The organism is Porphyromonas somerae, from assembly GCF_022845615.1.
Taxonomy (GTDB): Bacteria; Bacteroidota; Bacteroidia; order Bacteroidales; family Porphyromonadaceae; genus Porphyromonas_A; species Porphyromonas_A somerae.
This window is the reverse complement of record NZ_AP025559.1, coordinates 1,012,114-1,033,995: the sequence shown is the minus strand read 5'-3', so window position 1 is coordinate 1,033,995 and position 21,882 is coordinate 1,012,114. Positions and strand designations below refer to the sequence as shown.

Genomic DNA, 21,882 nt, shown 5'->3' with positions numbered 1-21,882 from the left:
TATGGAATTTAAGAAGCTTAAAAACCTTGAGACCGATTTTCGGTTTATCCGGATTACAGCCATTGTATTTGGCGTCCTTTGCTTTGCTAGTATTGCGATAACGATATTCATGTCTTATCGCTTTGCAGAGCAACAGCGACAAAAGATATATGTGCTTGATGGCGGAAAGAGTTTAATGCTTGCGTTAGCACAGGATGTGAAAACGAATAGACCTGTAGAAGCTCGAGAGCATATTAGGAGATTTCACGAGTTGTTTTTCACCCTTGCCCCCGATGGGCTTGCTATTGAAAACAACATAAATAGAGCTCTTAATATGGCTGATGATTCTGCATATAAGTACTACGAGGACTTAAGTGAGAATAGGTACTACACTCGTTTGATAAACACTTCCTCCAATCAAGTCTTTGAACTAGATAGCATTGTTGTTGACTTTGATGTATACCCGTATGATGTTTTAACCTATGGGAAACAAAAGATTCTTCGCAGAAGCAATGTTACTGAGCGATCTCTCATCACTGGTTGTCAGCTGGTCAACACAGTTCGGAGTGATAATAACCCCCAGGGTTTTATGATTAAAGATTTTAGAGTAATTGAAAACAGAGATATTACAACCTATGAAGTCAGATGAAGTAAAGAACAAAGATACTGTCACTACTACTGATGAGGTAGCTAGTGATACGACACCGCCAAAGTCGAAGGACCGGATAACGATTAAAGAGTTCCTTCACAATGTGATTGGTAACAATTGGGGCAAGCGTAGCAAGAACCAACGGCTTTTGATCATTATCATTCTTGCGGTTGCCCTAATCATCAACTATATCTTGTTGCTATAACAGACTAGAGAAATTATGGAAAAGGATAATAAAGAGAAACTTAAAAAGATGATTGTTATTGGAGTGCTAGTTCTCCTTTTTGGCGGAATAGTATATATGATACTAAAGCCAAAATCACAAGAGTCAGACTCTGAAAATCAATCGGGCATTAATAGTAATATGCCGTCTGCTACCATTGAGGAATTGCCCAATAATAAGCTAGATAGTTATCAGCGAGGTAATGTTACCCTTGAAGATGACGCTTTGAAAAAAGAGCAAGCAATGGAAACTTTTTCAGAGTATCTGGACACCCAAGACAGTACCCTTGTAAATACTGTTGAGCCAGTTACAAAAGACGAAAGGGCTATCTACGAAGCGATGAAAGCTTATGAAGAGGTGGACAAAGCGACTAATAGTTATTACAACGACTATGTCGTAGATGATGAAGAGAACTATCAGCTTAAACTGCAGCTTGATGAAGAAGAGCAGAAGCGTATGAAGCTAGAGCGAGAGCTAGAAGCTTATAAGAATATTGAGGCGCAGGAGGAACGCCAAATGGCTATGCTTGAAAAAAGCTATGAGTTGGCAAGCAAATATAGTGCTCCACAGAATCCTCAACCTGTCGCTCCTGTTGAGCCCAAGAAAGGGGATCGAAATCTAGAGAACATTTCAGTTGTTAAAACTGAAAGACATACTGTGACTACACTTCATCAGCAAGAGCAAGATACCATCTTGTTAGGTCGCTTGATCTCTGAACCTAGCAACAACAGCTTTAACACAGCCGTAGGTAAGCAACGTCCAAATGACTTTTACAAGAATACGATTAAAGCCGTTGTGAGTGAAACTCAAGTCGTGAAAAGTGGCGACAATGTAAAGCTCCAGTTGCTAGAGGATATCCGGCTTGCTAATGGATTAATCGTTCCTAGGAATCGTTATCTGATAGCACGAGCTAATTTAAATGGTAACAGAATGAATCTTGTCGTCCAATCGGTTGAAGTCGATGGTGCTTTAGCAGGTGTGCAACTTAGTGCCTACGATATATCTGGGCAAGAAGGCATCTATATTCCTGACGCTCCTATTACCGATGCTATTGCAGAGTTTACTGATGGTATGGCTAATAGCCTTACCACATCTACTAGTGTAAATATCAATAATACGACTGCTGTAGAGCAAGTAAAAGGAGATTTGATAAGAGGTGCTGTAAGAGGTGCTGCTAATCTTGTCAATGGCAAGGTTAAGACTTATAAAGTAAAGATCAATAGTGGTTATCGCCTCTATTTATATGACACAACTAGAAAGGAAAATAAATAACAAACGAATAAATACAGAAGTAATATGAAGAAGATTCTATTTTCGCTATTGGCTTTATTTGCCATATCAAGCTTTTCATTTGCACAACACCCTTCATCAGGTGACCTTTTTCAAGGTATGACCAAAAGTATACCAGAAGGTAGAACCATCATCCCTTACGGTCTAGAGGTGACGTTTGATAAAACGACCCACTTGATTTTCCCATCACCTATCAGATATGTAGATTTGGGGAGTAATAACCTTATAGCCGCTAAGGCAGAAGATGCTGAAAATGTACTTCGAGTAAAGTCATCGATTAAAGACTTTGAAACAGAAACCAACCTATCAGTCATCTGTGATGATGGCAGTTTTTATGCTTTCAATGTTAAGTATGCTGATGAGCCAGAGAAGCTCAACCTAGAAATGCGAGATTTCCTTTATGGTGGTCCTAACAATGTTCCCACAAATCGAGCAGATATATACTTCAAAGAACTAGGAAGTGAGAGTCCTGTTCTTGTAAAGCTCATCATGCAGACTATCTACTCAAATAACAAGAGATTGATTCGTCATATTGGAGCCAAGCAATTCGGAGTCCAATTCACTCTTAAAGGTCTTTATACACATAATGGACTAATCTATTTCCATTCAGCTATTAAGAATAGTAATAATCTAGCCTATCAGATAGACCATATTAGCTTCCGAGTTGTAGATAAGGATACCACCAAGCGTACAGCGACACAGGAGCTGGAGTTGAAGCCTCTACGAACCTATAACGACCTAACTCAAGTGAGAGGCAATAAAGAGGAGCGTATGATTTACGCACTAGAAGCCTTTACCCTTCCACAAGGAAAGATTCTAGAAGTAACCCTTCACGAGTACAATGGTGGTCGTACACTGACTTATATGGTTGAAAACGATGACATCGTTCGTGCAGAAAACATTAATGACTTGCGTCTTAAGTTCTAAGTAGCTAGAGTTATGAAAAGTCTAATATCAAAGAACAGATTAATCACTAGTGCGACTGTATTGCTACTACTCATTTGTAGCTATAGTGCAGAAGCACAGCGATTAATTCCGAAACAATCGGGTGTTACCGCCCTCGTTGGGACTACTGGTATTAGCCAGTCAGGACTTGTAGAGCGTAATGCCTATAGCATAACTCTAGAACTCTCCCAATACATCAAAAGAGCGAGTTATTGGTTTGCTGGAGTTGAGTATCGCCAAAGAGATACCAACTACACCCATTACAAAGTTCCTATTCAAGAGTACCTAGTGAATGGTGGTTATATGCACCCTGTATTAGTTGACCCTCGCAAAACCGTATTAGTGTATGCAGGAGTATCTGCGACTGCAGGCTATCAAGAGTTGAATAGGGGAGATAGGCTATTGCCCAATGGAGCAACCCTTATTGACCGCTCACGATTTGTCTATGGTGCTACACCACAGTGTGCATTAGAAGCTTTACTCACAGACAACTTCATTTTGACACTTCGTGCCAAAGGAATGTTTTTGTGGGGTAGTGACCTACAATTGTTTTATCCATCCTTAAATGCTGGAGTAAAAATAAACTTTTGAAGCTATGAAGAAATATCAAATACTATATTGTCTATCTATTCTTTTACTGATAGGGATTGGTTCTTCATCTTGTACCCATCGGCTAGAGGTTCAGGAGGGTGCTCCATTTGAAGTGACTCATCTACCCTATTACAGCGAAATAGGACTCCGACAAAGTGCCGAGATACGAATGAATTTAAGTACAGAGGACACGTTCTCTGGCACTAAGTATACCGTTCGGTACTTTCCATATCAAGGGAAAGGATATCTACGGATTGGCGGAGATGGAGAGGCACTTCGCCCCAATGACACTTACCCGATTAAGCAGGGTAATTTCAGAATGTACTATACACCTATTGTCAGTGGTAGTCACGAGCTAGAGTTGGTTTTTGAAAATAACCACAAGCAAAGCTATACTGTCACACTGTCCTTTAACGTTGAAGCCAAAGGCAATAAACCAGGAGAAGGAGGAACTACTTCTCCTAATCAGCACCAAAGTGATGGTGACTCAATGGCAAATGGAGTTCCCTATCTAGGCACTGATGGCAATTGGTACATCAATGGCGAGAACACGGGTGTAAAATCAAATATTGACCCAAGTCTTTTTGATCCTGTGCTAGAGATTAAGGATGGCTTTTGGTACATCAATGGGGAGAAAAGCAAGGTACCTGCAAAAGAAGGTGACACAGCTATCCTCACCATTGGCGAGAATGGCAACTGGTATATCAACGGACAAGACAGCTGGATTAAAGCCCCTAAGATGAATAAACCTACTGTTGGTGTTAATTCCAATGGATACTACACTCTTGATGGGCAGGCAACAGGTGTATTAGCTCCTCCAGAAGAGGAGATAGTATCGATGGATGAATACATCAAAAACAACACTATCGATTTGGATCTATCAACTTTAGAGGCTGGCCAAGTTGAAGTAAGACTTGTTAGTAAACAAGGAACTTCAAAAGTAGAAGTAGAGGGTTCAGATAGTAATGTGGAGTACACTGGTTTAGTCCAAAAAGATGGGAATGCGATTTATCGAGTGTTCCGAGATCAGAAGCCTGTTCCTAATGCGATTGTACGTAATATGCCCAAACTGACTGGTAAAAAGTACCAAGCCGACGATGCGGGTTACTTTATTGTTCCCAATAAAGATCTTGCGTATAAAGGGGATATGACCCCCGAGTCTGTTAGCGTTAGCATCAACGGCAAGCAGTATCAATCAGCCCCAACTACGATTGTACCGAATCGTATTCGAGTTGGTATGGAGCTAATTTATAATGTAGACCATAGTTATTACTTTGGTTTCACCCAAAAGCAAGGGGACAAAGAGACCGGCATTGTTGAGCTTCCAATAGAGGTTGATGATATGAAATATTTCTTCAGAAGAGGAAATTACAATATCCATCTCAAAGGTTATAAGACTGGTGCATTTGGCACTCGTAGAATCTACAAAGGTGTACCTCAATCTGCGATCGCAGTTACCCCACAGTCCTTGAAAATACTATTTATAGATGAGTTTAGAGAAACCCCTGGTGGCTCTCGTAAGGTTGCGTATTACGCCACCTTCTACTGCAAAGGTCCTTATGGTGCTATTGTAGAGAGTTCCATTTTCCTTGGGTTTAGTAAGGAAAACCCCTTGTCTCCGACTGTAGGTCTGATTGATATACTACCATTTTAAGTTTCACCATTAAGAGTTAATAGAAATATGTTGAGAGCAGAAATTATAGGACACATTGGCAAAGATGCCGAAGTGAAAACGATTAACAACAATCAATATGTAGCCTTCAGTGTGGCACATAATGAGTCGGTGAAGTCAAACACCGATGAGAAGCAAACAAAGGTTGTTTGGGTCTCCGTTCTTATGAGAGGAGATGGAGGCAATCTACTACAATATCTAAAGCAAGGACAACAAGTCTTTGTTCGCGGTGATTTGATGAGTCCACGCATTTACACCAATTCAGCAGGTTTGCCTGCTATTGGCCTTACCCTCTTTAGCCGTGAGATACAATTGTGCGGTGGAAGCAAACCAGAAACACCTTTGAGCGAACAGGAGAAGCAGAGAATGTACGAGTCGCAAGCACAGATTGCGACCGACATAATCAATCAAGGTGGCAATTCTGATGAGGACCTTCCATTCTAAAGTGTAAGTAGATATGAGACGAAAATTAATACTTATTGCCCTCATTGCTATTGCAAGTATGGGCTTAGCAAAAGCACAATTCTATAGTGTATCTGCCAATACATTAGCATTAATGAGTGGCACTATTAATACAGAAGCTTCTATGACACTCAATCGCAATTGGAGCTTACATGCCGATATTTCGCTCAATCCTTGGCGTATAGAGCGTTTTCGCATTCAGCACTTAATGGTACGCCCACAAGTGCGATGGTGGGCTACAGAGAGCTATAGGGGCTTTTTCTTGGGTGCTCATACCCTCTTTGCCGGTTATCACTTTGGTATTCCAAAGTATATGACAAAGAAGTACAAAGGGGTTGCTTGGGGTGCCGGTCTTGATATTGGCTACTCTTGGCCGATATCAACACAATGGAATATGGAATTTCAGCTTGGAGGAGGATGGGTCTATGCCGATTACGATATTCTTGAATGTCGTAATTGTGGAGAGATTCAAGATAGTGAAAGTCACCATTACTTCTTGCCTACGAAAGCTGCATTGTCATTTGTTTACCTATTCTAGAGTAAGAAAATGAAAGTAGATAAGAGTATTAAACAGCTTGCTTGCGTCTTTGCTAGCCTTGCCCTTTTTACTACTTCTTGTGGTTCCATCACAAGAAACCTAGAGACTAAAACGGAAGAGGCTACAAAGCTAGGTCTTAACTTCGCCAAAGAAGATAGGACTCGACAGCAAATAGACTCCACCTATAAGATGGTTCTTATTGATACCATTAAGATGAATATTGATGGTAAGGAGGTAACGGTGATGAATGCATACAAGGACGAAGAAACAGGAGAACGAATGGCAGACTTTCAACTGCAAGGTATCATTGTGGAAACAAAGATGCGTAGTCTCCCAGAGCGTAATGGTAAAATCAATATGGATTTTATTGTCACTGTTCCAAAGAGCCTGATTAATAGCCGTTGGCAACTGAGAATTTATCCTAGAGCATTCAAAACTAGTAACGAGCGTATCGAGTTGGAACCACTTCTATTGTCTGGTGCAGACTTCCTTAAAATGCAAAAAGACGGTTACGAGCAGTACAAACGATTTGTTGCAAGTATTGTGCCTGACTCTCTCTATTGGAAGGAGATGATTAATCAGAAAGGCTATAATAGAGCTCTTGCTGACCTCGAACAAGATTATTACAAAGCTTGGGCAAAAGACTTGCTGACCAAAGACCAGTGGATTGATTGGAAAAACAAAATCAATAAAAGATACAATCTTTTCAATAGCAAGATGAGACGAAATCGCCAATCTATTGACGAGCAGTCATTGCTTGCTATGCTACCTGCCTACTGGCTTGAAAGGAAACTTGATAAGCGTACTGTCCCAACCACCTTTGCTGAATATGCATGGGGTAATAAATCGATTGTTAAGCAGACGGTAACGGCCCAGGACTCTCTAGAGATAGAGCGTAAGTATACCGACCTTAAGAAGATTGCGGAAAACGAACGTAAGAAGCAGGAGCAAGAGTCCAAGTACAATAAGCTTGTGAAATTTCCAAAGATTGCTGCACGCCTAGACACTATTGTGGAGAATAAAGATGCCTTTAAGTACTACTACATACAAGAAATGGATGTTGACGGTGCGATGAAGAAGGTGAAATTGGTTCTCGATGGTGATGTGCTAGCAATCGACCTAAGTACATACAAAGTACCTTCATCAGATACTTTGACCTACAATGTGTCTGCTATGGTAGACTTCATTGACGAAGCACCTAGGTATAAGAAAGAGATTGTCTACCGTCAGGTCGAGAAGTCTATGAAGGCTAATATTGAGTACCCAGTCGCCAGTGCAGAAGTTAAGGAAGACTTTTCCAACAACCAAGAGGAGTTTGAGAAAGTTCGGTCGATGATTTCAGACATTGAGCTTGCCGAGGAATTTGTCCTTGATAGTTTAACGATGATAGGCTATGCTAGCCCAGAGGGCAATAGTAGGCTAAATAAATCGCTGTCTGAAAGACGAACCAACAATCTCAAAGCGTATGTGCAAAAGCAACGCTTCTTCACTAAGACACCTCCTATCCGTGCGGTTGCCGGTGGTGAGAATTGGTCTGGTCTGTATGAGATATTGAAGTCTTCTGAAGAGCTTATTCAGGATGAGAAAGTAAAGTCCAATATTATGGGCATTGCAAATAGCTCTATATCGGAAGATGATCGTGAGCAAAAGATTCGGACGCTGCACCCTGCGGAGTATACCAAGATAAAGGAGAATGTCTATCCAAGTCTTCGAGTTACCGAGTTCAGATTTTACACTCACCGAGCCAATATGGTGCAAGATACCATTCATACAACTGTTGTTGATGAAGAGTACAATAAGGGGCGAGAGCTTCTAAGAGATCGTAAGTACAAAGAATCTCTAAGCATTCTATCCGAGTATCCTAATGACTTCAACCTTGCTGTTGCACAGATGAGTCTAGGGTATAACTTGCAGGCTAAATCAATTCTAGAGACCAAGGAGCCTAATGCAGATATACTTTATCTGCTTGCCATCATTTACTCTAGAGATAATGAGGTTGAGAAGGCTGTAAACGCACTATTAAGGTCTGCTGAACTAGACCACCGCAAGGTGTTTAGAGCACAGCTTGACCCAGAACTCAATCGATTGATTGAGAAATACAATCTCTTCGCTGAACATTTGAATTTTAACTAATGATAGATGACTACTAATATGATGAAGAAATTAGCAAAGGTCGGTCTTGTAGGCATATCAATAATATTTTTATTGAGTATTGCCTCCTGCACCAAGGACAGGTTTCGACTATTTGACGACCTAGACTGTGTGGTAAAAGAAAACTTTGTTCGTATTGAGCTGCCAATAACTGACATCAACCCTTCGGGTGGAAAGATCAAACTAGAGACTAATATCTATATGGAGATTGTCAGTTATAAGATGGGGCAAGAACTCGGCAAAGAATATGTACCACTAGATTTCACTGTTCAGCTGGTGAAAGCCCCCGTTGGATATGAGTTGGAGGTGATCAACCGTGATTTGGTCATTACTGCACCAGGTAATTATACAAAAGAGACTATCCCTGTTGAAATAAGCATTACAGCAGGAGGTGTTACTAAGAACTTTGTTTTAACTCAAAAACCAAAGATGTATGATCTCGGTGGAACAATCATATAGGTCAAAATGGCTTGTCATTTTAGCGCTTAGTTTGCTATCTCTTTCAAGTTGTAATGGAAGGAATACTCCAGCGTGTCCGCCCGAGCCAGTTCCAACTCCAACACCTACACCGAAAGAGAATGAATCGGAAAATAACGAATACTTGACTATTGAGCGTATTACGGTAATTAATATCAATAGCTCTGCACCTGTCGAGACCATCACTACATATGAGGAATAAATCACAATAAGAAATATGTTTATGAAATCATTACGAATAATATGTTCCCTGTTTGCATTGCTGTTCATCACGACAGCTTGCAATCAGGAACGAGTGAATCTAGAGCCTAGTCCTCAAAAGGAAGGTTGCATAGTCCGTGGATTTATCGACAACGGAAGTGGCAGACTGGTTGAAATTGGGACTCTCCGAGCAATTGATCAAGATGGGATTAACGTTACTGGAGATGGTGCTTATTTCTTTAATCAAGAGTGCTTGTTAAGGATATTCAGGACTACAAAGAAGAAGCAAGTTGAGTACGTTATTTTTAACTACACAGCTAATTACAGTCCACTTTCGTTACCTAAGACATTCTTGGATTACAAAAGACGTACTAGTCCTACTATTCCGAATGCTGACCCTGATGATATCTACTTCAAGTTTCCTGTTATTGGAGATGTAACATTCATTGTTAAAACAAAAGATGTCCCAGGAGGTATTGAAGTCGATCCAGAATAATTTGAGAAAAAAGGTCAGAGAGACGCTCTGACAATTCATTTTTTACACTTTATAAATATTTATCAAACAATGAAAATGAAATGGTTGATTGCACTGACTGCGACTGTCGGTGCCCTGTTCAGCTTCACAAGCTGTCAAAACGATCGTGGCATATCGCCACAAAACCCTACTGATGCGAGTAAGCACACAGTTACCACCGAGATGTATTTTCTTGATGAGGCTGGTAATCTAACTTCATCGCTTCGTTCTATTAATGATCCTAAAGGTACTATCACTGGTGATGGTTCTTACTTTCACAATGAGAATGTGGCTGTAACTGCCAAAGCAAAAACTGGCTATGTTCTCTATAAGCTTTATGAGAAAAACGCCAAAGGTGGTTTTACAGAAGCCAAGGGAATCGTCAATAAGGATTCTAAGACTATTAACTTTAAGATTACTGACGATATGCACTTTATCGCTGTATTCTCTTCACAAGCTGGTAGTGAACGTGGATACCAAAATCTAAAGATTGCTGGCACGAATGGAGATTACAAATTACCTGCTCTTAAGGGTAAGACTGAAGTAACCAAGAATCTGGCGACTATTGGTGAGGAAGTTAGCCCTCTTAAGACTGCCACTGGTGAGATTACTGGTTGGACTGTAACTAACAGCTCTTACAAGCTATGGAAGATAGATGGATCATTGCCTACTTGGCTTACAGCTACAGTAGTAAATGGTGAGCTAAAGATTGTTGCTAAGCCACATATTGGTAAATCTGCTAAGGCTCGAACTGCTACATTTAAGGTTGGTAAGAATGGTACTATCACTTCTGCTCCTAAGGTTTGGAGAACTATTACTGTAACCCAAAATTCTTATTATGAATCAATTGATCCAGAGGATCCTGATGTTGAGTTTACTTATGGAGATGGTAGTGTAGCAAATATACCTGCTACTTTGTCTACTACCTACCGCCCAACAGGCGAAGCTAAGGATTTGTCCACACTAGACAAGTCACTTAACAGCGATGTATTTGCAAATATTCCTGTGTATGAGAATGGTGTAAAGACTTCAGAAGTAGTTAAGAAGCCAGTAGAAGTAGTGTTTGGAGCTCCTTCAGCTAATTGGTTGACTAAGGCTTCTGGTTCAACTTATAAAGCTGGCGTTAATAACAACAAGGTTGCTAATAGTGCTACTGTAAAGGTTGAGTTTAAGGTTGAAAATGTGGTGCTAAAGACCACCACAATTACAGCAACTCAACAGCCACGCAAGTACAATGTAGGTGGAGAAATTCAGTAATCAATAATTGCTTTCTCTTGTGAGTAATATAGCTAGCGAGCTGTATTACTCCGACAGAGTAGTATGGGGTGACACCCATACTACTCACTAAAATAACTCATAAAAGACCATACCTGTTTATGTACACTCCTAAATTGATAAATTGTTGCTTTATTGCAGTCCTATTGCTATTCCTTACTGGTTGTTCAAATACTATTTCTCACGACCGACCTTCTATCTCTCCTACAAGTGTAACGGAGTTAAGAGCAACGTCTGCAATTAATAAATCGCCTTTGTTTCTTTCTGTGTGGGGAGAGCAACCTGCAGATAGTTTGCTCATCACTACGGTCGAACAAATAGATGAAAAATGGAAAATAGCAGATGATTATCAACTCAAAAATAAAGCCCTCCTATCCATCGTTTCCCCCTTTCCCTTGAAAAGACATAAGGAGGCGCTGCTTGTGATGGAGCAAGACCAAACCCCAATCTATTACGCTTCAAAAGAATTGTCTGTGCCTTCAGAGCCACTTCAACTTGAGCTCAAACAGGTCCAAGCTACTATATCTCTCAGATTTGACCTTAGAGAGTTTGCCCCTAATGATGTGATTAACGAGGTTCGCATTCGTACAGAACACACTTATGGTTGGATACACTTGAATAGTGGTAACTTCATTACAATGGAGGTGCCGTATGACGAGACGGTCGTTTTTACAAAGTCTATAGAGAAGCCTATCCAAACACTCACGTCTAATCAGTTCTACACTTACGAACACCTTGTTTTACCACAAGGTAAGTGCCATATCTATGTTTGGATAATGATTAATGGGAAAGACTATGTCGCCACATTAAAGGCTGATGAGCTTAAGAGCAACTACAAATACCAATATGACATCCACCTATTCAATCGATATGCTTTATCCGATCTCTCCGAGGAAGAGAAGAATCGAGGTTCTCAAGGTACGAATGAAAATATCGAAAACATATTATTCACCGATTATGAATATACGATGACAAGTGAATATATAAACGAAGTTAGTAATAATCACGCTGCATTGTTTTCGTTTTGGTTGGATAGTCGTGTAGATGAATCTAAGGAGCTAGAATACAAGCTAGTTCTGAGAGATGCTACTGGTGAAATTGTTGCTCGCAGTCCAATTTATGGCGGTCTAACAATCAAACCATATCACTATGATGGCTTCTCTGTACCAATCTATATCAATGTTGACAAAGTAGGGGTATACACTCATCAGCTATTACTTCGAGAAAAAGGTAAAACGAATTGGTATGAACCTGACCAAAAGTCTGATGATACACTGGAGAATAAACAGATAAGAATTTGGAGAGAACATTCTGCCTTTATATCCGCATTCAGATTAGATAAAGGAGGTAGAAAAAACTCTATAGGGGAGATTACAGCTCGAGAATACAATAAGAATTACACTGCACATCTCACTATCAGCAATTATGCCAAAGCCACTCTGGGAGCAACGATAAAGCTTTATAGCCGTAGAGATCCCAAGTCCACTCATGGTAATATCATATTAGACGATGAAACAACTTGGAATGACCTTATAGGTACAAAAAAGGTGCTGCTAGATGCCTTTTCTAGCAATGAGGTTTACATTCCTTACACCATAACGGTTAGGCGACCAAGTGTAAAGCGGTTTGCACCTTATATCTGTGCCACCATAACGTATGACGATGACTCTGAGGAATACCCATTATTACTTGATGGTGATATGATATATAAGATGACGTCAGGAGTATACAATCCGAACCAACTTATATCTAGCAGCTTCATTAATAACAAAGCATATATAGATGTGATAGATTAGGGCATTTGAGTACTAGGAATTTTACTTATTCTTACCGATTTTTACCGATAGTTACTCATTTTTTGATTGCGTAAAATAATCTCATTTTATTTGTTCTAGATAATACAACTCAAATATTGTTTTAATAATATGTTTATGAAAAGAAAAGGATTTTCAAATGTTGTAGTTAAGGTGGGAGCGAGAGCTTCTGCCTTAATTGCACTATCTCTCGCAATACCGATGGCAGTAGCTTTGTCATCCTGCGATCGAGAAGAGCCTAACTGTCCAAAGAAAACAGTTGAGGAGCCCAAAGGTATTGAAGTTCTCATTGATTATGAGGACGTAGCGACAGGAGAAACGACTAGGTCTTTGTCTAATGGTCGCTCTCTTGGTCGTCTTGGTGAAGGATTTGATGTGGAGGCTGATGGTCTGAGGCTTTATGGGATAACGTATGACAAGTCAGATAATCCATTGCCCATAAGTCCAGAGCTCACATTCTATGCTAAAGAGAATGTAGTATTTCAAGGCTGGTCTTGGCGTTATGGAACTGATAAACCAGGTACGCAAAGGGATAGCAAGGGTAACATTATAAACGACTATATTGCCACCCCTGCTCTTCAACCTGATGCAGGGCAACATAAGCTTGCTCTTTCAGCTGATAAAACTAGTTTCACCTGTAAGTATGACCCCAATACAGATAATAAGGTTTATGTTAAGGTCAGATATGTAAATGTTCCAAGTGATTTTCCAAGAAAGCCTTATTGTCCTGCGTTATATCTTTTTGATGTGGACAAGACGTTAGGGACATTGGGAATAGGCGTAGGAGATAAAAATGCAGTAAATGGGCAAATGCAAGCATCCAATCTATTTCTAGATCTGCTAAATGCTTGCGAAGAATACTTAACTAATGAATATAGAGGATCTTTAGCGTCTGCTCCTCAATCTACTTATGATTTCTTAAGCGAGTTTCAAAGGAATGTACCTACTATTGATCAAGATCTATTGGAGATAAGAGATGGCTACTATCGCCAATTGCTGACATATAGGCCTCGTAGTCCCTATGTCGGGTATGATAAAATGGCTTTTGCTAAGATTGAAGAGTTACAATTCTTATCTCCTTACTTGAGAACAGAATCAAACTTTAGACACGAAACAGTTGAATTCCTAACTCGTGTTCAAAACAGTCTGAGTAAAAGTGGTTCAAGAGGATCCTTTAATGTTGGGACTCATAGAGTAGACCGTGCCAAATTTGCTCAGTTGGTTGCAGTTTATATGAATGAAATTATTGATATGGAGAGCCGTTTGACTAATATACTCAAGGGTAATGGCATTGGAAGGAATGATGATTTTGATTATGACGTTGTAACGCCCTAATAGACCCAATCACAGTGCTAACAATATAGCCACATAGGAATTCTATGTGGCTATATTTACATTAACGCTTATAGATATTATCTTTCAAAAATTGGATAAGTAATTTCTAATAGGTAGTACAATCAAACATATAAACTTTGTCACCGTAAATGATAGGTTCAATCGCTGCTTCTGTTATTTTCCAATCTCCCTTATTGGCAAGATACCAACACTTGTAGTCCATTGGGGAACCTTTAATTCCATATCTAGGAGCATAAGACTCTCTTATTTTTAACTCTTCTTTGTTTACCTCTGAATCATAGAGCGAAGGCGTAATAAGTGATAGTATTAAAGTTCTACCATCATACTTTGTCCAAGAAGAAATATAGGTTCCATGATGTTCTGCGGGCATAGTTAGATCAATAGCAAGGTTATCAAACTTGTGCCTTTTAGAGAGAAATTTTCGGTAACAAACAAATCTATCCCTTACACTGCCATCTTCGTATTTGTAGACAAACCTAGCAATAGGAGTTACCACTCCTGATATTTTCATTTTCACCTTAAACTTCCTTAGCTCAGAAGGTACACCATCTAGTATGCTAGGTTTGTCCATTGCACAATCAATGACGAACTCTGAATAAGTATTCTCTTGCTTACCAATAAAACTCTGAGTCGGAGAAACATAGTCGTATTCACGAATAGTCGTAGTGGATAGTAATGGCAACTCTATTTTATTATAGTCAATATTTTTATCTCCGGGATAACGATCCCAAGTGCAACCAATAAGGTCTTTATTCATATTCGCTCTTGGAATAAAAATAGGGCTAAGGTTTACTTTTGTTCTAACTATATCCTCTGACTTCAAATGCTTGTACTTGACCTTAACATAAACCTTATTATCGCAAGCTCATTATTAGATTAAATAAAATTTGTATCTTGTCAGAAGTTTGAAAATTCATAAGCATAAGATCCATATGAGAAGTTTTGGAGAATTAGTCGGTGATATTCGTGATATTCTTACAGAGGAGCAAAACTCAATGAAGGGATACCGATTTGAAAAGTGGGTGGTGAAGAACACTAGCATACGAATCGCTTTGTACTATGGAGAGAAGTGTACCGTTAAATTGGGTGGCGATTGGATACTTAGGGAATGGCGTAGCGATAAGTCAGTTCCTTATTCAGATAATGACAAGACAATTGCAATGCCAATATCCTCTTTAGCACCAGACCTAATGTTAGAAGCGACCGATGACTTATATGGCGAAGAAGGCTGGAAAAAGGGTGATGAAATATTTATTGAGTGTAAATGGCGTTCATCTGGTAGTTTTGAACTAGAAGAAAGACAAATCAAAAACTACGAATATGCTCTAAAACGGCATTTTTCAGAGAAAAGTAATAATCCTCTTGAGCATCTATTTTATGTTTTTGGATTTGATTGGAAGGAGGGTGGCGATGAACCAATTTCTGCGTTTTGTATCCCCGCAACAAAATTATATTACGAACTATTTTCTGGAAGAAGAAAGACGAAATACGAATTTGGTATTAAACAGTTAGGATTGTGGGGTGTGCCACTAATTGATAAAGACAGCATAACATATATCCGTTATAAAGAAAAGTAATAGTAGGTCTACATCTTAAAACCATTGGCAAAGATTGCCCCATTATTTTCTGGACTTTCTGCACTAGTCTGTGATGACTCGGCTCCTATAAAATATCCTTTATAGTATGCCCAGCCTTGTTGTTGCAATTTGTTGATCATAGGATAATCTATTCTCATCATCATAGTCTCCTTGCCTGTCTCATCAATCCAATAGAAGTGTATGTAGTTATAAGGACCAATATTAGCATACCCCCTTCCAGCAATTTCTTTCCATTTCTCATCATACAGTGTTATCTCAATTGTGACTTTTTCTTCTTTATTTGAGTGAAGTAGGACATCAGCTCGTCCGACCTCTTTTGACCAGGAAGTATAGTAAAAACTACCCCCCTTGCCGTACGTATTATGATACTTTGCTGTCTGCTCTAATCTCCAATAGCCAATTGGATTAAACATTGGTAAATATTCCGCTTTAGCTACTATTGTCCCTCTGAGTGTCTGATTGGAGTTGTTGACAGTTGTAATTCCCAAAACTTGACCTGTTTTGTAGTAGTTCCACCTCCAATTTTTACCATCATTTAGTGGTTTGTGGTTTTTGCAGTCATTTTTATTGGCATAAAGATAGCCCAAATACCACCGTGGGGCAACATTTGTTGTAGCCTTCCTATCTACAACCTCAATGATATCTATATCTTTATAGATGCTTTTTGCCAAAGGAATAGGTTCGTTGACTCTTTTGTCGTATGGTTTTTTGCCATTTAATGCTTCAAGAGTTAATGAGTCCATTATCGGAATTCTATACCAAGTATCTTTCTCACCTAGTATGTTTTCAGGAAAAGACATAAACAAAACCAATCTATATTTTCCAGCTGGTGCTGTAACATAGTAGTAAAAGCTAGCCGATGCTTCTGTAACATAGAACATCCCTCCAGCAAAACCGCCTATTTTATCTTGATAGTTTGGAGGATAAATCTCAACTATTTTTCCACTATTGATATCTTCTAGCCCATACGCAAACCCCCAATCTGCCTTGTCTGACTTAAGGTGTTCCTTCATTAATGTAATCCACCTAATAAGGTTCATATCATCTTTGTAGAGTTGTTTTGAGTGCATAGATTCATCAACAAGAGGTCTACTGACCACAAAATCCAATAGTCGCATAGTCTCCTCATCTAGCTCACCTTTGTAATTAGACATTACGAGATTATAAGCATCTTGATTAGCGTTTTTCCAATAGGCAACATCAATGGGAGGGTTAAACTCCAATGGCGGGTTATTTATGGCTTCCTCAGGGAAAATAAACTGCAATGTAGTTACACCATTGCCTTCGATCGAAACCTCTCGCTCTATAGAATAGTCTTTTCCGTTATTATCTTTGTACGTCAAGATTGCTTTTACCTTTTCTTGAGCTGTAGGAACTGCCAAGTATATTTCATCAGCTTCTTCACCCTGCCACTCTCTATCTTTGTCTCTGTAGGACACCGACATAGTAACTGGTGAGCCATTCCACATATTATCTTTGTATTCCGCCTTCATCAACACGCCTTCTATCTCAAGACTTATATTATTAATCTGCTTTGAATACTTGCTGTTTTGTAGGATTACTTGTAGTTGTTTGAACGGACTATTAAGAGTCGTATATACCCTCTCTGTTGGTCGCTCCATAGAAGTAAGCAGCACATCTTCATAATAGGGTGATACCTCAAATGAGGCAATCACTTTTTTTGTTTTCATCTTAGGTGTAAAAACCTTCGTCTCTGCGTTGTATAAGCCAGCGGGCAAATAGCCGATGAATAGTTTTCCCGTTTTATTCCAATCTTTAGGAGTGTTATTATTCAAGCTCCACTGCCTGTTATTCTTGAATGAAGCAATCAGCTTAATTGGAATGTTGGTCTCTGACGTATACCCCCACATGCTAACCTTATCCCCAAACGTCCACTCAGAAACTAATTTTCCGTCACGAATAATACCACCATTCGTTAGTGATACACTAACTTCGGTTATTGTAGGATTGGGGTCAGGGGTAGGTGTCGGGTCAGGAGTATTATCTCTATCCTTTTTACAGCCACTTATAAGAGCAAGTAGCATCACCATTGAAGCGAAATATTTAACAGTTCTCATAACAAAAGCACCTTAAAATTATACCTCTATCATATACTCAAATATACAGATAATCAACAAGATAGCCAAATAATTACGGGTTATTTTTCATTTACTTTTATGGTGATTAACTGTAGTCCTAGTGGCTTCAAAATCTTTTGAAGAGTGTCGAGAGTCGGGCTATTTTTGCCGTCTAGCACTCCCTTTATGGTCACTCTGCTAACTCCTGAGAGTTGAGCAAGGCGGTAAGCTGTAACCGCCTGCTCTCTCATCTCATCCTTGATAGATTTAATAATATCAGTCATCGCCTACCTCCTCATCGTAGAGATACCACTCCATATACGCGCTCCCCTTGTGACGACCAAAAAGTATATCACCTTTGTAGCCTAGCCACATAACGATATTGTCACCCACCTTCTCCTTTACATAGTGGCTGTTAAGCTCATCTACCAAGCTCTTCGCACTATTTATCTCTATCACCTCGTAGGTTGTCATATCCTCGCCAAAGCTAGTGATTGGCTCCCCCTCTCTGTAAACTATACCGTCGGAGGTTATAAACTCATCATCTGCTAGTGCTTTGAACTTATCTGTATAGCCCAATGTGTCAGGCAAGAACTTTTCATCACCTATTCTGTAGTAGCGGAAGTTATCTCCGAACTCTCCTGCGTCAATCATAGCCTTTAGGTCAATACTCCCATCAACTAGGTACTCATCATCATAAGCTACGACCTCGCCTCTTCTGCAAATACGTACAATAAATTGTGTCATCTCTAGTGTTGTGCGGTTTTTAAGCATTGCACCCTTCGCTTTTTTTTGATTGTTGTGTTTGTTGCTCCCTCCTCCTTTTATCTATTACAAATATACGCAAAAATTCCGAACTAGTAAAATATATCGTACGAAAAAGAGGGCTTTTTTGAGTTTTGAAAACATAAACAATGTTAAAATAAAAGGTGCTTAAAAATTCTTGGTTATATTTGCGTCAGGTTGCTGGAGACAGCAACTGTTTTGATTGTTGTGAGTTGCAAACCAATTCACAAAGAGGGGTGGCAGGTGACTGCTACCCCTCAATCATTCTATCTCTCCCATACGGTTTACTGGCACGCTTATTGCAATTTTATCACGGTAAACACCAACAGCCCCGCCACAAGTGGCGGGTATTTATCCATAAGTAGAAGTATCTGCACCTGCGGTAAACACTACTTCACATTTCAAATGCCTAAAAACATATAGTCACGATATCCCTACAAAAGAAAAAAGGAGGGGCTGTGAGCGTAGTCCACTTTAGGGGCTACAGGCTCTTAGCCTAAATAAAAGAATGGTGTGGTATCGCAAAGCGATTGCCTTGCCATTCGTCTCTGTTGTATGATTGATTAATTTTCTTTTCCGCTGTAATGTAATTGCCTGTGAGTTCGTCATTCAATTAATCCTCAAATGCTGTAAGTGTTGTTTTGCGTAGCTTTCAGCTTTACTTAGAATGAAGTGGCGTATACGATAGTATAGCCTTTTCATTCGTTTTGGTCAATCAATAGGTGAGCCACACACTTGTATGTGGCCGACCTATTGTAGTAGTCTTAGAGGCTTGTATGGACTGCATATTCGAGAGAAGCGAAAACATAAAGTCCATTACAAGTCGCAAGACGAAATACCACTTTATTTTTGTTCCTAGTTGAAAAGAAAAAACGGCTGTGTGCGTAGCCCCTTGGGGCAAGTACTCAGCCTATGTCAAGAATATTGTGGTACCGAAAGGCAATTGCTTTTCATTTAAATTTAGAAATGTATTCCACAAAATCTTTGGCAAAAAAGAGCATATCTGTACAAAAAAGCAGAGGCACATTGTTTTCATCTACTTTGTACCCATACTCGTCACAATGCTCAATGGCTTTGTGAATATACTTTGGAGCAATTCTAGGGTCTAAACCACCTTTGTGCACATCATTACCTATCTTTTTAAGAAGCTTAGATCGTTGGCTTATGCTTTCATTTTGAAGTGCCTCAATATGTTCTTTTGCAGGATTTCCAACATAACTGTAGTAGAGCCAAGTTTCAAAGCAAGGATTGCTGATAATCCATTTATAACTTCTGTCGTTGGATTTGCTAAGATATAGGCTGAGTTGCTTGTGATATTCATCTACATCCGAGACAAAGAAGACTCTATCTTCATTTGATAACTCATAAACTCTGTCATCAATACACAACACAGAAGTTTCTTCGTCAAATCGCTCCTCCCAATAAGAGACAATATCATTTGGAGCTGAACCATAATGAGACATTGTATTAGCACCAGACTTAAAACCAATAGGACAAGCAAAAACAAGTGGTACTGCCATACCCACAGGCACTATCTGTCCAAGGTTGGAGAAGTACTTATACTCTTTCTTTTCAGCTCCTGAAATAATGATATAGAGCCGTGTACCTCTCTTTGTTTTTACTTCTCGTGAATAGTTTTTTGGAAGGTCGTTTAATTCAAATATAGGTCGGTTTGACGTAGTAAAGCTTGTGAGTTCAAGAAACCTAGATGTTGCCACCCTCTTTGCCTTCCTACTAATTGTACGTGTGTACGATAGTTTATCTGGTTTCATTATTAAGTTCTCCAAGATTACCGCTATAATTGGCACCAAATCTTCCTTCTCTATATTGTTGTGATACCCTTCCATTCATATCACTTATATATGAGTCTAAAGAATATAAATAACTAGCTCCGTGCTTCTTTTCTACGAACCATACCTCATCTGCTCTTAATACACCGATAGAGTCTAGAAGACTGGTATCGTGAGATGTAAATAAAAGTTGACCCTCTGACTTGGAATGCGAGAAGAATGCGACAATATCAAGAAGCAGATTGGAATGAAGGCTTGTGTCAATCTCATCGATGATAACAATACCTGAATTTGCAAGTGCGTAATGAATAGTAGGGATTAAATGCAAAGTCCTTATAGTTCCATCAGATTCATCTTGAACTCCTAAATCATAGACTTTTCCATCTTCTCCAATATGAGAAAAAACCAACTCTAAGATTTTCTCAACTCCATCTTCTTTTACTCTGTTGAACACGGGGCGTTCGTTGTCATAAACGAGAGAATGAACCTCTCTCGGGTTATTTAGCTCCCTTAAAGATATATTACTTGCAATATCAGAGTGCTTTCTGAGCCAAGTGTCGAGATTCGACACATCAAGACGGAGAGCATCAATTCCCATGTCAACGCCTTTTATAAACCTTGAGGAAAAATTCATCAAAGAAGGACTAATATGCAAAAGAGCGTTTATTTCATTATAAACCCTACCTTTGGAGACGACTACTAGTTGTTCTCTAAACCATTGAAAAGCTTCTAAAACATCTTTTTCATCTAATATAGGAAACTCATTAAGAAGACCAAGCAATGAGCGATATTTATTACTTTCCCCCGTCAAACCGCGTTTGACAACATCCTTTGTAGCTGACCACTGAGATAAAGACTTCGATGACAAACTATTCGACAGTTCAACTTTAGAATATCTACGAGTAAAAATTGGTTCTCGACTAAAGTCAGATAGCGATGTTTTGGACAGTTGCTCCAATCTAACACCATCCATATCCAATTCTATCTCATAAGTATAATAATGAGAGCTGACCTTAAACTCGACTAAAATACTAAGTGAACTACTCTTCACTTCCTTGCTAGGAGCAAGCCTATGTAGTTGATTCCATACATCACTACTTTTAAAGTCTTCAAGTGAGATAGCAAAACTCCTTATAAATCTTAGAGCTTTTACAAAGTTAGACTTTCCTGATGCATTATTCCCATAAAGGACTCCCATCTTTAGAATAGGGATGGTATTGCTGTCAAATATATGGTCTGCTAAGTTCGCTATATCCTTATTTGGGAACATAGTAAACTCTTGCACCTTTCTGTAGGAGGTGAAATTTCCAATCCGAACTCTCAGTAGCATATATTTAATGTCTCTATTTTACTCTAAATAATATTTGTTTGCAACAAAGATAGCTATTTTTATCAAACTAATGAACTGTTACAGCTCGCTTGCACATCTTTGGGGCCTTAATGAGCAAACGGCTGTGTGCGTAGCCCCTTGGGGCAAGTACTCAGCCTATGTC

At 39.3% G+C, this 21,882-nt stretch carries 21 protein-coding genes; 15 read left to right on the top strand and 6 right to left on the bottom strand.

Annotated elements, in window-relative coordinates; genetic code table 11:
• The first annotated feature begins 1 nt into the window (after position 1).
• From traK to MWL85_RS04350, 14 genes are all read left to right on the top strand, one after another.
• The gene (gene traK / locus MWL85_RS04415; protein WP_244401587.1) at positions 2–628 is read left to right on the top strand and encodes a conjugative transposon protein TraK; all 627 of its coding nucleotides are present in this window, start codon (positions 2–4) and stop codon (positions 626–628) included.
• Positions 615–833: a hypothetical protein gene (locus MWL85_RS04410; protein WP_244401586.1), complete on the top strand. Its 219-nt coding sequence runs from the start codon at positions 615–617 to the stop codon at positions 831–833. Before traK ends, MWL85_RS04410 begins: the two co-directional genes overlap by 14 nt.
• Before the next feature lie 15 nt (positions 834–848).
• Positions 849–2,123 carry a conjugative transposon protein TraM gene (gene traM / locus MWL85_RS04405; RefSeq protein ID WP_244401585.1) on the top strand — a complete coding sequence of 425 codons (1,275 nt, stop codon included), beginning with the start codon at positions 849–851 and terminating at the stop codon, positions 2,121–2,123.
• A 24-nt stretch (positions 2,124–2,147) separates the two neighbouring features.
• Positions 2,148–3,068 carry a conjugative transposon protein TraN gene (gene traN / locus MWL85_RS04400; protein WP_244401584.1) on the top strand — a complete coding sequence of 307 codons (921 nt, stop codon included), beginning with the start codon at positions 2,148–2,150 and terminating at the stop codon, positions 3,066–3,068.
• Positions 3,069–3,080: 12 nt separating this feature from the next.
• The gene (locus tag MWL85_RS04395) at positions 3,081–3,677 is read left to right on the top strand and encodes a conjugal transfer protein TraO (RefSeq protein ID WP_244401583.1); all 597 of its coding nucleotides are present in this window, start codon (positions 3,081–3,083) and stop codon (positions 3,675–3,677) included.
• A 4-nt stretch (positions 3,678–3,681) separates the two neighbouring features.
• Entirely contained in the window at positions 3,682–5,331 is a 1,650-nt protein-coding gene (locus MWL85_RS04390) for a TraQ conjugal transfer family protein (protein ID WP_244401582.1), read from the top strand.
• Between the two features lie 27 nt (positions 5,332–5,358).
• Positions 5,359–5,793, top strand: coding sequence for a single-stranded DNA-binding protein (locus MWL85_RS04385; protein ID WP_244401581.1), 435 nt, complete (start codon positions 5,359–5,361; stop codon positions 5,791–5,793).
• A gap of 13 nt (positions 5,794–5,806) precedes the next feature.
• The gene (locus MWL85_RS04380; RefSeq protein WP_244401580.1) at positions 5,807–6,349 is read left to right on the top strand and encodes a DUF3575 domain-containing protein; all 543 of its coding nucleotides are present in this window, start codon (positions 5,807–5,809) and stop codon (positions 6,347–6,349) included.
• 9 nt (positions 6,350–6,358) lie between these two features.
• A complete protein-coding gene (locus tag MWL85_RS04375; RefSeq protein WP_244401579.1) occupies positions 6,359–8,482 on the top strand; it encodes an OmpA family protein in 2,124 nt (707 codons plus the stop codon).
• Between the two features lie 18 nt (positions 8,483–8,500).
• On the top strand, positions 8,501–8,959 hold the full coding sequence (locus MWL85_RS04370; RefSeq protein WP_244401578.1) for a hypothetical protein: 459 nt from the start codon (positions 8,501–8,503) through the stop codon (positions 8,957–8,959).
• A 235-nt stretch (positions 8,960–9,194) separates the two neighbouring features.
• Complete coding sequence (locus MWL85_RS04365; RefSeq protein ID WP_244401577.1) at positions 9,195–9,674, top strand: hypothetical protein; 480 nt, start codon at positions 9,195–9,197, stop codon at positions 9,672–9,674.
• Between the two features lie 69 nt (positions 9,675–9,743).
• Positions 9,744–10,949 (top strand): hypothetical protein, encoded by a 1,206-nt coding sequence (locus MWL85_RS04360; RefSeq protein ID WP_244401576.1) that lies wholly within the window; start codon positions 9,744–9,746, stop codon positions 10,947–10,949.
• A 284-nt stretch (positions 10,950–11,233) separates the two neighbouring features.
• Positions 11,234–12,763 (top strand): fimbrillin family protein, encoded by a 1,530-nt coding sequence (locus MWL85_RS04355; protein WP_244401575.1) that lies wholly within the window; start codon positions 11,234–11,236, stop codon positions 12,761–12,763.
• A 135-nt stretch (positions 12,764–12,898) separates the two neighbouring features.
• Positions 12,899–14,116 (top strand): hypothetical protein, encoded by a 1,218-nt coding sequence (locus MWL85_RS04350; RefSeq protein ID WP_244401574.1) that lies wholly within the window; start codon positions 12,899–12,901, stop codon positions 14,114–14,116.
• A gap of 106 nt (positions 14,117–14,222) precedes the next feature.
• Here MWL85_RS04350 and MWL85_RS04345 read toward each other — a convergent pair whose 3' ends face one another.
• The gene (locus MWL85_RS04345; RefSeq protein WP_244401573.1) at positions 14,223–14,894 is read right to left on the bottom strand and encodes a hypothetical protein; all 672 of its coding nucleotides are present in this window, start codon (positions 14,892–14,894) and stop codon (positions 14,223–14,225) included.
• Positions 14,895–15,069: 175 nt separating this feature from the next.
• On the opposite strand from MWL85_RS04345, the gene MWL85_RS04340 reads away from it, so the two are divergent.
• On the top strand, positions 15,070–15,714 hold the full coding sequence (locus MWL85_RS04340; protein WP_244401572.1) for a hypothetical protein: 645 nt from the start codon (positions 15,070–15,072) through the stop codon (positions 15,712–15,714).
• 8 nt (positions 15,715–15,722) lie between these two features.
• On the opposite strand, the gene MWL85_RS04335 is transcribed toward MWL85_RS04340, so the two are convergent.
• From MWL85_RS04335 to MWL85_RS04315, 5 genes are all read right to left on the bottom strand, one after another.
• Positions 15,723–17,813, bottom strand: coding sequence for a hypothetical protein (locus MWL85_RS04335; protein ID WP_244401571.1), 2,091 nt, complete (start codon positions 17,811–17,813; stop codon positions 15,723–15,725).
• Between the two features lie 80 nt (positions 17,814–17,893).
• Positions 17,894–18,097: a helix-turn-helix domain-containing protein gene (locus MWL85_RS04330; protein WP_244401570.1), complete on the bottom strand. Its 204-nt coding sequence runs from the start codon at positions 18,095–18,097 to the stop codon at positions 17,894–17,896.
• Positions 18,090–18,560, bottom strand: a complete 471-nt coding sequence (locus MWL85_RS04325) for a hypothetical protein (RefSeq protein WP_244401569.1) — start codon at positions 18,558–18,560, stop codon at positions 18,090–18,092. The genes MWL85_RS04330 and MWL85_RS04325 overlap by 8 nt, the downstream gene beginning before the upstream one ends.
• A gap of 989 nt (positions 18,561–19,549) precedes the next feature.
• Positions 19,550–20,317 (bottom strand): RloB family protein, encoded by a 768-nt coding sequence (locus MWL85_RS04320; RefSeq protein WP_244401568.1) that lies wholly within the window; start codon positions 20,315–20,317, stop codon positions 19,550–19,552.
• Positions 20,318–20,357: 40 nt separating this feature from the next.
• On the bottom strand, positions 20,358–21,659 hold the full coding sequence (locus MWL85_RS04315) for an AAA family ATPase (RefSeq protein ID WP_244401567.1): 1,302 nt from the start codon (positions 21,657–21,659) through the stop codon (positions 20,358–20,360).
• Between the last annotated feature and the right edge of the window lie 223 nt (positions 21,660–21,882).

Excerpts from the sequence above, each read along its gene's own strand:
- MWL85_RS04360 (WP_244401576.1), top strand. The coding sequence starts at position 9,744 with ATGAAAATGAAATGGTTGATTGCACTGACTGCGACTGTCGGTGCCCTG.
- MWL85_RS04395 (WP_244401583.1), top strand. The coding sequence starts at position 3,081 with ATGAAAAGTCTAATATCAAAGAACAGATTAATCACTAGTGCGACTGTA.
- traK (WP_244401587.1), top strand. The coding sequence starts at position 2 with ATGGAATTTAAGAAGCTTAAAAACCTTGAGACCGATTTTCGGTTTATC.
- MWL85_RS04315 (WP_244401567.1), bottom strand. The coding sequence starts at position 21,659 with ATGTTCCCAAATAAGGATATAGCGAACTTAGCAGACCATATATTTGAC.
- MWL85_RS04380 (WP_244401580.1), top strand. The coding sequence starts at position 5,807 with ATGAGACGAAAATTAATACTTATTGCCCTCATTGCTATTGCAAGTATG.
- MWL85_RS04385 (WP_244401581.1), top strand. The coding sequence starts at position 5,359 with ATGTTGAGAGCAGAAATTATAGGACACATTGGCAAAGATGCCGAAGTG.
- MWL85_RS04375 (WP_244401579.1), top strand. The coding sequence starts at position 6,359 with ATGAAAGTAGATAAGAGTATTAAACAGCTTGCTTGCGTCTTTGCTAGC.
- MWL85_RS04390 (WP_244401582.1), top strand. The coding sequence starts at position 3,682 with ATGAAGAAATATCAAATACTATATTGTCTATCTATTCTTTTACTGATA.
- MWL85_RS04325 (WP_244401569.1), bottom strand. The coding sequence starts at position 18,560 with ATGACACAATTTATTGTACGTATTTGCAGAAGAGGCGAGGTCGTAGCT.
- MWL85_RS04350 (WP_244401574.1), top strand. The coding sequence starts at position 12,899 with ATGAAAAGAAAAGGATTTTCAAATGTTGTAGTTAAGGTGGGAGCGAGA.
- MWL85_RS04410 (WP_244401586.1), top strand. The coding sequence starts at position 615 with ATGAAGTCAGATGAAGTAAAGAACAAAGATACTGTCACTACTACTGAT.
- MWL85_RS04340 (WP_244401572.1), top strand. The coding sequence starts at position 15,070 with ATGAGAAGTTTTGGAGAATTAGTCGGTGATATTCGTGATATTCTTACA.
- MWL85_RS04335 (WP_244401571.1), bottom strand. The coding sequence starts at position 17,813 with ATGAGAACTGTTAAATATTTCGCTTCAATGGTGATGCTACTTGCTCTT.
- MWL85_RS04370 (WP_244401578.1), top strand. The coding sequence starts at position 8,501 with ATGATGAAGAAATTAGCAAAGGTCGGTCTTGTAGGCATATCAATAATA.
- MWL85_RS04330 (WP_244401570.1), bottom strand. The coding sequence starts at position 18,097 with ATGACTGATATTATTAAATCTATCAAGGATGAGATGAGAGAGCAGGCG.
- traN (WP_244401584.1), top strand. The coding sequence starts at position 2,148 with ATGAAGAAGATTCTATTTTCGCTATTGGCTTTATTTGCCATATCAAGC.
- MWL85_RS04345 (WP_244401573.1), bottom strand. The coding sequence starts at position 14,894 with ATGAATAAAGACCTTATTGGTTGCACTTGGGATCGTTATCCCGGAGAT.
- traM (WP_244401585.1), top strand. The coding sequence starts at position 849 with ATGGAAAAGGATAATAAAGAGAAACTTAAAAAGATGATTGTTATTGGA.
- MWL85_RS04365 (WP_244401577.1), top strand. The coding sequence starts at position 9,195 with ATGTTTATGAAATCATTACGAATAATATGTTCCCTGTTTGCATTGCTG.